We start from the raw sequence: 12,183 nt of genomic DNA, 5'->3' as shown, positions 1-12,183 counted from the left end.
TCCCCTTTCCATCGACTTGTGGAGACCGCCATGACCATCACCGCCCAACGAGTGGTGACCCTGCATTATACCCTGCGTGACGACGCCGGCGAGGTACTCGACGATTCACGCCAGCGCAGCACCCCACTGGAGTACCTCCACGGTCACGACAACATCGTCGCCGGTCTCGAGCGCTCACTCGCGGGCCAGGCCGAAGGGGCTCGCCTGAGTGTGACCCTGCAACCGGCCGAGGCCTATGGCCTGCGTGACGAGGCCTTGGTGCAGCCGGTGGCGCGCAGTGCCTTCGGTGGCGCCGAGACGCTGGCGCCGGGCATGCGCTTTCAGGCCCAGGGACCCGACGGGCCGCGTGCCGTGACGATCCTCGAGGTTACTGACGACCGGGTCACGGTGGATGCCAACCATCCGCTGGCGGGCCGGACCCTGCGCTACGACGTCGAGATCCTGGCGATCCGCGAAGCGACCCGCGCCGAGCTGGCCAAGGGGCACCCGCTGCCCGGCGACGTCGAAGCGGCGCAGGTGGAGGACCGCAAGTTCGGCTGATAACCGCGAAAAACTGACCGGGATCAAGTGGGTGAACTGGCTGCGACAGGTGCAGGGGGCGGTCTTGATCCAGATCAGGCGTCGCGGCGACGGGATTGGTTACAGTGAGGACATCGGATCGCTCATGAGCGACCGGCGGGGCAAACCGCTCTCACCGGCCGTTCAGGATCGAACGATGTCGTCAGGGAGGGGCATTTGCCCCATGTGCCGGTCCTCAGGGGCCGGCTTTTTTATATCGGTGCCATCCGCGCTTCCCGATCCCCCGACGGCTCAGCCCGTGTCGGTGTCGTCGTGTCTGCTGCGGATGTGCAGCGCCCGTGCGGATTGCTGGAGGTGGTGTCGCTCGGTCTCGGCACCTTCCCGGCTCTCGAAGAGGCCCAGGCTGGTGCCGGTGTCGCTGTCGTAGACTTCGTAGCGTGTCGTCTCGCCCGTGGTGATCTTCCTGATCTCGATCGCGTCTGAAAGCATGCGGCTCTTCCTTCCATGACTGTAAGCGCTTTGACCCCGGAGGATGTCGGCGGTTCCACCGAGCGCTCAGTTCACGCCGCGCAAGGCGTTCAGGGGCCGGCGTCGATAGGCTTCCAGCCAGGCGGGGACCTCGTCGGCGTCGAGGGCGTGAGAGATCAGGTAGCCCTGGGCCTGGTCGCAGCCCGCCTCGGCGAGCAGACGCAGGTGCTGAGGGGTCTCGACCCCCTCGGCGATCACCTCCAGGCCGAAGCTGTGGGCCAGCGCGATACTGGCGTTGACGATCAGCGCATCCTCCGGCTGCGTGGGCAGTTCGAGGACGAAGGACTTGTCGATCTTGAGCACGTCCAGCGGCAACCGGCGCAGCTGGGCCAGCGACGAGTAGCCGGTGCCGAAATCGTCGATGGCCACCCGGATCCCCAGGTCGCGCAGTTCGGCGAGCAGGCGCGCGGCCAGCGTCGGTTCGCGCATCATCGACTGCTCGGTGATCTCGAGCATCAACAGCCGCGGATCCACGCCGTGTGCCTCGAGCCAGCCGGTAATGCGCTGGCCGAGATGGGCGTCCTCGAGGTCCACGGCGGACAGGTTGACGGCAACGTGCTGGGGGTGCCGCGCGTGCGCCCAGACCGCCATCTGGGCGATCACGTGCTGAAGCATCCAGTCGCCCAGCAGCGCCATGTGACCGGAGTCCACCGCCAGCGGCAGGAATTCGTCGGCCTGCAGCAGGCCCAGATCGGGATGCTGCCACTGCATCAGTGCCTCGAAACCCACCACGCTGCCATCGGCGATGCGGATCTTGGGCTGGTAGACGATCCTCAACTGCTGCTCACGGACGGCGAGGACCATGTCGCGCAGCAATTGACGTTCGCGCTCGTGGTGATGGTCGAGCCGGCTTTCGTAGGCGTGGTAACCGTCGTGGGCCTGGCGGGCGTGGGCCAGGGCGATCCGCGACCGGCGCAGCAGGCGACGCGCGTCCTGACCATTCTCGGGATAGCGCAGGCCGGCCAGCGACAGCGACGGGATCAACGAGGTGCCGTCGAGCTCGAGCGGCTGGCAGAGCCGTTCGCGCAGACGCTCGTCGAAGCACTCGCCGGCGGCCGGTGGGGCGGCGAGTATCAGGAACTCGTCGCCCCCCAGGCGGTAGACGCGGCCGCGGTGGATCTCCAGACGCATCAGGCGTCGCGCCAGCGACACCAGCAACTGATCGCCCACCGCATGCCCCAGGCGCTCGTTGATCGCCTTGATGTTGTCGATGCTCATGCTCGCCAGTGAAAAGGGCTTGCCGCGCTCGATCAGTCGGTCGATTTCCGCCAGCGCGGCCTGGCAGGTGCCGATCCCCGTCAGCGGATCGACGTCATGCGGCTGCAGGCGGGCCTGCCAGGTCAACAAGTTGGCCTGAAGGCCGTTGACGCGGCTGTAAAGCCGGCTCGAGAAGGTTTGCCGTGGAAAGCGTGGCGAAGAGCCGCGCAACAGACGCTCCGCGGCACGACTGGCCACCAGCGCCAGGCTGAAGAGGACGAGACCGAGGCAACGGCGAAGGGTGGCGATCACGCGGGGGAGTCCTGTACGGGCGGGCGGGGAGCGAACATCGAACGGGGGGCAATGGCGTTGGCAACGGAGAATTGCTGGGATCCTTGTCGATTTCTGCGCCATTATCCCGGTTTCGTCAAGTCGCTCATTCGAGCGTCGCGGCCAGCCACCAGCGTGACTGCCAGGCGCGCAACACCCGTTCCGGGTAGCCGGTCTCGCCCAGGCTGCCGTTGTAGCGGGCCAGGGCCCGGGTCAGATCGCCGCTTTCGAGCCGCAGGTAGTAACCGAGGATCGTGCAGCCGTAGCGCAGGTTCGTGACGGGGTCGAAGAGATCGTCGTCGCGCCGGCCGATGACACGTTTCCAGAACGGCATCACCTGCATCAGGCCCTGGGCGCCGGCGCTGGATTCGGCGTCGCGGCGAAAGCCGCTCTCGACCTGAATCACCGCCAGCACGATTTCCGGGCTCAGGCCGGCCAGCCGGGCTTCGGCATGGATGCGCGCCAGCAGACGACGGCGTGCCCGGGGATCGCCCAGTCGCGGCGCCAGGCGCGCCTGCATGGTGGCGATCCAGGCCGAGGTCGCGGCATCGGCCCGGGTGCCGTGGGCATGGGTCACGCTTTCCAGGGTATCGAGCAATGTCCCGGGGACCTGCGCCGGAACATTGGCGGCGGCCAGGGCAAGGGCGGGGCACAACGCGAGTCCGGCTGCCACCCCCCGTGACGCCCGATGCCGCCGCCGGGCACGGTCAGCCCGCGAGCCGCTCACGCAGGAAGTCGGCGACGCTGTCGGCGGGAATCATGGTGTTGTCGGTGTCGCGTCGCCCCTTGTACTCCAGCTCGCCGTTGTCGAGGCCGCGATCGCCGATGACGATGCGATGGGGGATGCCGATCAGTTCCTGATCGTTGAACTTGACCCCGGGCCGGGTATCGCGGTCGTCGAGCAGCACGTCGAACCCCTGGTCGCACAGCGTCTCGTAGAGCCGTTCGGCGGTGTCGCGCACGCGCTGCGACTTGTGGGCGTTCATCGGCACCAGCATCACCTGGAACGGGGCGATGGCATCGGGCCAGATGATCCCGGCGGCGTCGTGGTTCTGCTCGATCGCCGCGGCGACGATCCGGGTGATGCCGATGCCGTAGCAGCCCATCCACAGCGTGGCCGGCTTGCCGTTTTCGTCGAGCACGGTGGCGTTCATGGCGTCGGAGTACTTGGTGCCGAGCTGGAAGACGTGGCCGACCTCGATGCCGCGCTTGATCGAAAGCGTGCCCTTGCCGTCCGGCGACGGGTCGCCCTCGACCACGTTGCGCAGGTCGGCGACCCTGGGCAGGGCGACGTCACGCTCCCAGTTGATGCCGAAGTAGTGCTTGCCGTCGATGTTGGCACCGGCGCCGAAATCGCTCATCAGTGCCACGCTGCGGTCGACGACGACCGGCATGTCCAGGTTCACCGGCCCCAGCGAGCCGGGGCCGGCACCGACCACGGCGCGAATCTCGTCCTCGTTGGCCATGGTCAGCGGGGTGGCGACCTCGGGCAGGTTCTCGGCCTTGACCTCGTTGAGTTCGTGGTCGCCGCGAACCAGCAGGGCGATCAATCCGCCGTCGGCGGCATGCACCATCAGCGTCTTGATGGTCTTCTCGATCGGCAGCCCGTGCTGTTCGACCAGGGCGGCAATGGTCCGCGCATGAGGCGTGTCGACCAGACGCAGTTCCTCCTGCGGCGCCGGGCGCTCCGGCGTCTCGCCGAGCGGCGCGGGCAGGGCCTCGGCCTTCTCCATGTTGGCGGCGTAGTCGGACTCGCTGGAGAAGATGATGTCGTCCTCGCCGGAATCGGCCAGCACGTGGAACTCGTGGGAACCGGTGCCTCCGATCGAGCCGTTGTCGGCGATCACCGGGCGGAAGTCCAGGCCCAGGCGCGTGAAGATGCGCACATAGGCGTCGTACATCACCTGATAGCCCGCCTTCAGCGACGCCTCGTCGGCGTGGAAGGAATAGGCATCCTTCATGATGAATTCCCGCGAGCGCATCACCCCGAAGCGCGGGCGGATCTCGTCGCGGAACTTGGTCTGGATCTGATAGAAGTTGCTCGGCAGCTGCTTGTAGCTCGACAGCTCGCGACGCACCAGATCGGTGATCACCTCTTCATGGGTGGGGCCGACGCAGTAATCGCGATCGTGACGATCCTTGAGGCGCAGCAGTTCGGGCCCGTATTGCTCCCAGCGGCCGGACTCCTGCCACAGCTCGGCCGGCTGCACGGCCGGCATGAGTATTTCCTGGGCGCCGGCACGGTCCATCTCCTCGCGCACGATGCGTTCGACCTTGCGCAGGGTGCGCAGTCCGACCGGCAACCAGGTGTATAGCCCCGACGTGAGACGGCGGATCATCCCGGCGCGCAGCATCAACTGATGGCTGACGACTTCGGCGTCGGCGGGGACTTCCTTGAGGGTGGCGATCAAGAGTTGACTGGCGCGCATGGGTCCGGCGTTTCCTTCAGTGACTCGTTGAGGGGCCTGAATCGGCGATTCGTGGCATTGTACGGGGTTGCCCTGCGCGCGGCAAAAGCCCCGGCAGGGGCCTTGTCACTCCTGTCGGGCAGTCCCGGCCAGGGCCTGGCGCAGCGATACCCTGGCGGGTTGCAGCCGCTGGCGCTGATGCCGCCAGTCGTTGTGGTTGTCGACCTGCCCGGACTCGCGCAGGGCGGCGATGGCGTCGAGGTCCAGCCGGGCGAACTGCCAGCCGGGGGTGTCGTCGTGGGCGCGGGTGAGCACGCCGTCCGGCGGGAAACCCTGGTCGCAGGGAGTGTAGACGGCGGCGCGACCGACGTTGACGTCCACCGCCGGCGACCACAGGGCCTCGCCGTTGGTGGGCGAATGGATCACCGCGACCTGCTGCTCGATGGCGCGTGCCTGGGCGCACCAGCGAACCCGGTGATAGCCGGCCTCGGTGTCGGTACAACTGGGCACCAGCAAGAGCTCCGCGCCGGCCTCGACGAGGCTCCGGGCAAGGAGCGGGAATTCGCTGTCGTAGCAGATCAGCACGCCGAGGCGACCCACCGGCGTATCGAAGACCTTGAGAGCGCCATCGGTGTCGGGGTCGCCCGGCGAGATACCCCAGGGGCCGCGCTCGAAGCGGGTCATGATCTGCTTGTCCTGGAAGTCGGCGTGACCCGGGGCGAGCAACCAGGCGCGATTGACGTAGCGGCCCGGCGCGACCCGCCAGGGCATCGACGGGGCCAGCAGCGTCACACCATGGCGCTCGACCAGCGCGCGCCAGGTGGCGATCGCCGCGTCGCGCAGTGCCTGCAGGGCGTCGAGCTGCGCGTGCAGATCGTCCCGCACGTCCGGGGGCAGCAGCGAGGCGAGTTCCATGCCGCCGTACTCGGGCAGTACCAGCAGGTCGGCGCCGTGATTGACGGCATTCTGCACCCAGCGTTCGGCCTTGGCGCGGAACTCGTCGAAATCGCGCAGGGCGTCGATCGGGTACTGGGCGGTGGCGACGTCGATCGTGCGGGTCATGCCGGCTCCTGGTCCTCGAGTTCGCGCAGCCAGAATACCATGGTTTTCTCGGTCTCCCGGTCGTCGCCGACGTCCTTCCAGGCGAAGGTCGTGGTCAGCGCCGGCTGGCGGCGATAGCCCCGCGTGTTCCAGAAGCCGTGCAACGGCCGATGGTCGGCGGGTCGGTGCGGATGATCCGGCGCGCGCTCGACGGCGCAGAAGGCGACCCGGGAAAAGCCCCGGTGCCGGGCGTGCGCCTCGCGTTCGGCCATGAAGGCCTTGCCGATGCCTTGTCCCCGGTACGCCGGCAGCAGCACCGACTCGCCGTAGTAGAAGACCGAGCGGGGCTCGATGCCGGCGCGTTCGAAGGGCCGGCGAAAGGCCTGGCATTCGGCGGCGAGCGGCATGCCGGTGGCGGCGCCCACCAGGGTGTCGCCGTCGAAGGCCAGCACGAACAGGCTTTCCGGGCACTCGGCGTAGCGCGACAGGTAATCGGCCTCGTAGGCGAGATCGCCATCGTAGAGATAGGGGAAGTCGCGAAAGACACGGATGCGCAGGCGCGCGAGCGCCTCGAGATGGGGGGTGATGTCGCCGCCCCGGCATGACGTCAGCGTGGTATCGACCATGCGCGGCTCTCCTGAGTGATCGGCCTGAAAGGTTCGGGGAACGGTATCAGGGGCGACGGGAGGCGCCAATGATGGCCGACTCGGCTGGCGGCGACGGACTCAGCGAGGGCGTGTCTCCTATACCAAGGTCTTACGACGAAGGTGTTGGCGAGCCCCTCGTTAGCGTGCAATCCTCTTGGACTGCGATTGTCGACACGATTCGTCGACCCCGCCCTCATCATTGTCTGCATTGCCGGAGAGCCTGTCATGACCGTCACCAGTATCGGGGCCCGTTGTCGCCTGCCCGGATGGGAGTCACTCGAGCGTAGCGCCGAGCAGGCCGCCGCCCTGATCGAGAACGGCATGACGGTGGGCATGAGCGGCTTCACCCGCGCCGGCGAGGCCAAGGCCGTGCCCAGGGCGCTGGCCGATCGCGCGCAGCGCGATCCACTGTCGATCACCCTGATGACCGGCGCCTCGCTGGGCAACGATCTCGACAAGCTGCTGACCGAGGCCCACGTGCTCACCCGCCGCATGCCCTTCCAGGTCGATGCCACGCTGCGTCGCGCGATCAATGCCGGCGAGGTGATGTTCATCGATCAGCACCTCTCGGAGACCGTCGAGCTGCTGCGCAATCATCAGCTCCATGACCTGGACGTGGCTGTGGTCGAGGCGGCGGCGATCACCGAGGAGGGCGGTATCGTGCCGACTACCTCGGTGGGCAACTCGGCCAGTTACGCAATTCTCGCCAAGCGCGTGATCATCGAGCTCAACCTGTCGGCGCCGGCCGAACTCGAGGGGCTGCACGACATCTACATCCCCCAGATGCGCCCCAATCGCACGCCGATTCCGGTGGTGGCGCCGGATTCGCGGATCGGCACGCCCTACATTCCCATCGATCCGGCGAAGATCGCCGCCATCGTGGTGACCGACGGCCGCGACAGCCCGTCCACCGTGCTGCCGCCGGACGCCGATACCCAGCGCATCGCCGATCACCTGACGGCGTTCTTCACCGCCGAGGTGGAGGCCGGCCGGCTGACCCGCTCCCTGCTGCCGCTGCAGGCAGGCATCGGCAGCATGGCCAACGCGGTGGTCACCGGCCTGGCCCATGGCCCCTTCGAGCACCTGACCATGTATTCCGAGGTGCTCCAGGATTCGACCTTCGAGCTGTTCGACGCCGGCAAGCTCGATTACGCCTCGGGGTGCTCGATCACCCTGTCCGAGGCGCGTGGCGACTCGGTATGGGGCAATCTCGCCAAGTATCGCGACCGCCTGATCCTGCGTCCGCAGGAGCTGTCCAACCACCCCGGCATCGTGCGTCGGCTGGGGGTGATCGCCATCAACACGGCGCTGGAGGCGGATATCTACGGCAACGTCAATTCCACCCACGTCTGCGGCACGCGGATGATGAACGGCATCGGCGGTTCCGGGGATTTCGCCCGCAACGCCCAGCTCTCGGTGTTCATCACCAAGTCGCTGGCCAAGGACGGCGACGTGTCGAGCCTGGTGCCCTTCGTCAGCCATGTCGATCATACCGAGCACGACGTCGACATTCTGGTGACCGAGCACGGCCTGGCGGATCTGCGCGGACTGGCCCCTCGCGAACGCGCGCCGCTGATCATCGAGCACTGCGCCGATCCGGCCTACCGTCCGGCGCTGAGACGCTACTTCGAGACTGCCCTGCGGCGCGGCGGCCAGACACCGCACTGCCTGGAGCAGGCGCTGGGCTGGCACGTGGCCATGGAGCGCGATGGGCATATGCGGAGCCTGCGCGACGACTGACGCGCGACGCTGCGAATCGGTTGCCAGCCGCCTCGCGAACGGCTATCCAGAGAGGGCGATGGAGCGCTCACGTTCGGGAGAACATGGCATGAGAACCTATTCCTGCACCTGCGGTAGCCGGCTGTTCTTCGACAACACCCGTTGTCTCAACTGTCAGCGCGAGGTGGGCTGGTGTCCGGTGTGCCAAGGTATCAGCGCGCTCGAACCGCTCGCCGAGGGGGGCTTTCGCTGTACCAACGCCGAGTGCGGTGCGGCGCTGCTCAAGTGCTTCAACTATCTCGAGCATGACGTCTGCAACCGCATGATACCGCTCGACGGCAACGGCGAGGCGGACGCCCTGTGTGACTGCTGTCGCTACAACGATGTGGTGCCCGACCTGTCGATCGAGGGGCATCGCGAGCGCTGGGCGGCGCTCGAGGCGGCCAAGCGGCGGCTGTTCTATACCCTCGACCTGCTGGGGCTGCCCCACGGCACCGCCGAGGAGGGCTTCGAGCCACCGTTGAGCTTCTCGTTCATGGCCGATGCCTTGCCGGACGCCGGTCTGTGGCGCAGCACCGCCGGCACCGACAAGGTCTACACCGGCCATGCCGAGGGGCACATCACCATCAACGTCAAGGAAGCCGACGATGTCGAGCGCGAGCGGCTGCGCGTCGACATGCACGAATCCCATCGCACGCTGATCGGCCATTTCCGCCACGAGATCGGCCACTACTACTGGGACCTGCTGGTCAAGGGGCGCGACGAAGCCGCCTCGCGCGAGGTCTTCGGCGACCACGACTCGCCGCCCTACGGCGAGGCGCTGGAGCGCTACTACGAGAGCGGGCCCCCCGACGACTGGGCGCAGCGTTACGTTTCCGCCTACGCCACCATGCACCCGTGGGAGGACTTCGCCGAGACCTTCGCCTTCTACCTGGACATCGTCGCGGTGCTCGATACCGCCCACCATCTGGGGGTGAGCGCGGCGGATCACGACGCCAGCCTGACGCGCATGCTGGCGGCGTTCCATCAGGTCGGCCTGGGCGTCAACGAACTCAACCGCGAGATGGGCCTGACCGACCTGGTGCCCGAGGTGGTCACCCCGGCGATCCGCGACAAGCTGGCCTATGTGCACCAGTTGATCCATCAGGCATCCGGCTAGGTGCCAGGGCCCGACGCCTTGGCGGGGCCGAGGTCAATGAAGGCGCCGTTGTGTGCGGCGCCTAATCGGCCTCCTCGTCGTCCTCCTCGCCGGGAACCAGCCCCCGCGGGGTGTCTTCCAGGCGCGCGAAATAGGTGTTGGCGATGGCGTCGTGGAGGGTATTGAAGCCGATCTGCAGCTCGTCGATGAAGGCGTGCAATTCGTCGGGGGAGCGTGCCAGTGCCTGCATGTCGGCCTCGAGGATGTCGGCGCGCACCAGCGCCGCCGCCGCCAGGGCACGGTCGTGGCGGGGCAGTGACTGCAGGTCCCAGGCCAGCGCCTCGAGAGTTCTCGCCACGGCCCGGGGGAAGTGCTGGTCCTGGAGCAGAAAGCGCAGCACGTCCGGTCCGCGTACCCGCAGGCGGATCTGCTGGCGGTACATCTGATAGGCGGTCAGCGACTTGAGCACGCTCATCCACTGCAGGTGTTCGAAGGGGCGCAGCTCTTCAGGGCCCTTGGGCAGCAGGTTGCCCGAGCGCACGTCGACGATGCGGGTGGTCATGTCGGCGCGTTCGAGATGGCGACCGATCTCGATGAAGGTGCGTGCCGCCGAATGGCTCAGGGTGCCCTCGATCAGTCCGGTGAGTGTCTGGCAGCCGCGGACCAGGCGCTTGAGGAAGGCGTCGCGCCGCCGCGGGGCGAGGGCGTTCTCGGCCTGGTCGCGGACCTCGAGATACATCTCGTTGATCTGCTCCCAGATCTCGCGGGAGACCACGTCGCGGGTGGTGCGCAGGTTCTCCCGGGCGCCGGCCAGCGAGGAGAGGATCGACCCCGGGTTCTCGCGCTCCAGGCAGAGAAAGTGCACGACGTTCTTCTCGTTGCGCCGGTCGTACAGCTCGGCGAAGGTCGCGTCGCTGCCGGTGATGTCGATCAGTGTCGACCAGCCCAGGGCGGTCTGATGGGGCAGGTCGAGCAGCAGGTGGGTGTTGACGCTGACCAGGCGGGCGGTGTCCTCGGCGCGCTCGAGGTAGCGTGCCATCCAGTAGAGGTTCTCGGCGACTCGCGACAGCATGGCGTTCACTCCCCCTCGGTCTCGACGATCCAGGTGTCCTTGCTTCCCCCGCCCTGCGAGGAGTTCACGACCAGCGAGTCCTTGACCAGCGCCACCCGCGTCAGCCCGCCGGTGGTGACCTGAATGTCGGTACCGGACAGGATGAAGGGGCGCAGGTCGACGTGGCGTGGCTCGGCGTTGCCGTCGCACAGCGTCGGCGCGGTCGACAGGTTCAGTGTCGGCTGGGCCATGTAGTTGCGCGGGTCGGCCTTGATCCGCTCGGCGAACTCGGCGCGCTGGGTCGGCGTGGCGCGGGGGCCGATGAGCATGCCGTAGCCGCCGGACTCGTTGGCCGGCTTGACCACCAGTTCGTCGAGGTGATCGAGCACGTAGCGGCGGTCCTCCTCGAACATGCACAGGTAGCTGGGCACGTTGGGCAGGATGGCTTCCTGGTCGAGGTAGTAGCGGATGATCCGGGGCACGAAGGCGTAGACCACCTTGTCGTCGGCGACGCCGGCGCCGGGGGCGTTGGCCAGTGCCACCTTGCCGGCGCGCCAGGCGCGCATCAGCCCCGCGACGCCCAGCGTGGATGCGGGATTGAAGACCTCCGGGTCGAGGAACAGGTCGTCGATGCGGCGATAGATCACGTCGACCCGCGTCAGCCCCTCGATGGTGCGCATGTAGACGATGTCGTCGTCATCCACCACCAGGTCGGAGCCCTGGACCAGCTCGACGCCCATCTGCTGCGCCAGGTAGGCGTGCTCGTAATAGGCGGAGTTGTAGATGCCCGGGGTGAGCACCACTACCTGTGGCTCGTCGTAGGGCCGTGGCGAGAGACTGGCGAGCATGTCATAGAGCTGCGCGCAGTAGTCGTCGACCGGCAGGATGCGGCCGGTGGCGAAGACTTCGGGCAGCACGCGCTTGGTGACGTTGCGGTTCTCGAGCATGTAGGACACGCCCGAGGGCACGCGCAGATTGTCCTCGAGGACGTAGAGAGTGCCGTCGGCGTCGCGCACCAGGTCCGAGCCGCAGATGTGCGCCCAGACGTGGTGGGGCGGATCGATGCCGCGGCATTGCGGGCGAAAGTTGACCGACTGGGCCAGCACCTCGGCGGGCAGCAGCTTGTCCCTGACGATGCGCTGATCGTGGTAGAGGTCGTCGATGAACAGGTTGAGCGCCTCGACGCGCTGCTTGAGCCCGGCCTCGGTGCGCCGCCATTCGTCGGCGGGAATGATCCGCGGAACGATGTCGAACGGCCAGGCGCGATCGATCATGCTGCCTTCGGAGTACACGGTGAAGGTGATGCCCATGGTCTGGATGGCGATCTCGGCGGCAGCCTTGCGCTCCGTCAGGTCCTGGGGCGTGAAGCCGGCGAGGATGTCGCAGAGCTCCCGGGCCGCGGGGCGCGGTTGGCCGGGGGCCGCCAGGAGCTCGTCGTAGAAATCGTTGCTGCGGTAGTTCTGCCAATCGATGAGACTCATGGGCGTTACCTCGCCTGGCGACCGGCGTGGGTCGCGATATCGGTCCGTTGCCCGTTCCGTGCGCACCGGTGGGCTTTCCTAAAGCTATACCAGTTCGTCGTCGATCGCCTCTCGCCGAGCGTTG

At 67.4% G+C, this 12,183-nt stretch carries 11 protein-coding genes; 3 read left to right on the top strand and 8 right to left on the bottom strand.

Annotated elements, in window-relative coordinates:
* Window positions 1-30: 30 nt before the first annotated feature.
* Window positions 31-540 (top strand): peptidylprolyl isomerase, encoded by a 510-nt coding sequence (locus KGR00_RS09465; RefSeq protein ID WP_224417002.1) that lies wholly within the window; start codon window positions 31-33, stop codon window positions 538-540.
* Between the two features lie 270 nt (window positions 541-810).
* Here the strand turns inward: KGR00_RS09465 and KGR00_RS09460 are convergent, their stop codons facing one another.
* The 6 genes from KGR00_RS09460 to KGR00_RS09435 form a co-directional block, all read right to left on the bottom strand.
* Window positions 811-1,008: a hypothetical protein gene (locus KGR00_RS09460; protein WP_224417003.1), complete on the bottom strand. Its 198-nt coding sequence runs from the start codon at window positions 1,006-1,008 to the stop codon at window positions 811-813.
* 66 nt (window positions 1,009-1,074) lie between these two features.
* Window positions 1,075-2,556, bottom strand: coding sequence for a bifunctional diguanylate cyclase/phosphodiesterase (locus KGR00_RS09455; RefSeq protein ID WP_224417004.1), 1,482 nt, complete (start codon window positions 2,554-2,556; stop codon window positions 1,075-1,077).
* 124 nt (window positions 2,557-2,680) lie between these two features.
* On the bottom strand, window positions 2,681-3,247 hold the full coding sequence (locus tag KGR00_RS09450; RefSeq protein WP_224417005.1) for a transglycosylase SLT domain-containing protein: 567 nt from the start codon (window positions 3,245-3,247) through the stop codon (window positions 2,681-2,683).
* 34 nt (window positions 3,248-3,281) lie between these two features.
* Complete coding sequence (locus tag KGR00_RS09445; protein ID WP_224417006.1) at window positions 3,282-5,003, bottom strand: proline--tRNA ligase; 1,722 nt, start codon at window positions 5,001-5,003, stop codon at window positions 3,282-3,284.
* Window positions 5,004-5,108: 105 nt separating this feature from the next.
* Entirely contained in the window at window positions 5,109-6,044 is a 936-nt protein-coding gene (locus KGR00_RS09440; protein ID WP_224417007.1) for a carbon-nitrogen hydrolase family protein, read from the bottom strand.
* Window positions 6,041-6,649 (bottom strand): GNAT family N-acetyltransferase, encoded by a 609-nt coding sequence (locus KGR00_RS09435; RefSeq protein WP_224417008.1) that lies wholly within the window; start codon window positions 6,647-6,649, stop codon window positions 6,041-6,043. The genes KGR00_RS09440 and KGR00_RS09435 overlap by 4 nt, the downstream gene beginning before the upstream one ends.
* A 246-nt stretch (window positions 6,650-6,895) precedes the next feature.
* Here KGR00_RS09435 and KGR00_RS09430 point away from each other — a divergent pair, with 246 nt between their 5' ends.
* Together KGR00_RS09430 and KGR00_RS09425 are read left to right on the top strand one after the other, a co-directional pair.
* On the top strand, window positions 6,896-8,410 hold the full coding sequence (locus tag KGR00_RS09430) for an acetyl-CoA hydrolase/transferase family protein (protein WP_224417009.1): 1,515 nt from the start codon (window positions 6,896-6,898) through the stop codon (window positions 8,408-8,410).
* Between the two features lie 88 nt (window positions 8,411-8,498).
* Window positions 8,499-9,548, top strand: a complete 1,050-nt coding sequence (locus tag KGR00_RS09425; protein ID WP_224417010.1) for a putative zinc-binding metallopeptidase — start codon at window positions 8,499-8,501, stop codon at window positions 9,546-9,548.
* Between the two features lie 61 nt (window positions 9,549-9,609).
* Here the strand turns inward: KGR00_RS09425 and KGR00_RS09420 are convergent, their stop codons facing one another.
* Window positions 9,610-10,599, bottom strand: a complete 990-nt coding sequence (locus KGR00_RS09420; protein ID WP_224417011.1) for an alpha-E domain-containing protein — start codon at window positions 10,597-10,599, stop codon at window positions 9,610-9,612.
* Window positions 10,600-10,604: 5 nt separating this feature from the next.
* Window positions 10,605-12,059 (bottom strand): circularly permuted type 2 ATP-grasp protein, encoded by a 1,455-nt coding sequence (locus KGR00_RS09415; RefSeq protein ID WP_224417012.1) that lies wholly within the window; start codon window positions 12,057-12,059, stop codon window positions 10,605-10,607.
* Window positions 12,060-12,183 lie beyond the last annotated feature (124 nt).

The organism is Modicisalibacter sp. MOD 31.J, assembly GCF_020147985.1.
In the GTDB taxonomy this organism is placed as follows: domain Bacteria; phylum Pseudomonadota; class Gammaproteobacteria; order Pseudomonadales; family Halomonadaceae; genus Modicisalibacter; species Modicisalibacter coralii.
Note: the sequence above shows the minus strand (reverse complement) of the source record. Positions and strands in the feature narration are given on the sequence as shown.

Coding starts and splice junctions, on each gene's coding strand:
- KGR00_RS09465 (WP_224417002.1), top strand. CDS start 31: ATGACCATCACCGCCCAACGAGTGGTGACCCTGCATTATACCCTGCGT.
- KGR00_RS09460 (WP_224417003.1), bottom strand. CDS start 1,008: ATGCTTTCAGACGCGATCGAGATCAGGAAGATCACCACGGGCGAGACG.
- KGR00_RS09445 (WP_224417006.1), bottom strand. CDS start 5,003: ATGCGCGCCAGTCAACTCTTGATCGCCACCCTCAAGGAAGTCCCCGCC.
- KGR00_RS09440 (WP_224417007.1), bottom strand. CDS start 6,044: ATGACCCGCACGATCGACGTCGCCACCGCCCAGTACCCGATCGACGCC.
- KGR00_RS09435 (WP_224417008.1), bottom strand. CDS start 6,649: ATGGTCGATACCACGCTGACGTCATGCCGGGGCGGCGACATCACCCCC.
- KGR00_RS09430 (WP_224417009.1), top strand. CDS start 6,896: ATGACCGTCACCAGTATCGGGGCCCGTTGTCGCCTGCCCGGATGGGAG.
- KGR00_RS09425 (WP_224417010.1), top strand. CDS start 8,499: ATGAGAACCTATTCCTGCACCTGCGGTAGCCGGCTGTTCTTCGACAAC.
- KGR00_RS09420 (WP_224417011.1), bottom strand. CDS start 10,599: ATGCTGTCGCGAGTCGCCGAGAACCTCTACTGGATGGCACGCTACCTC.
- KGR00_RS09415 (WP_224417012.1), bottom strand. CDS start 12,059: ATGAGTCTCATCGATTGGCAGAACTACCGCAGCAACGATTTCTACGAC.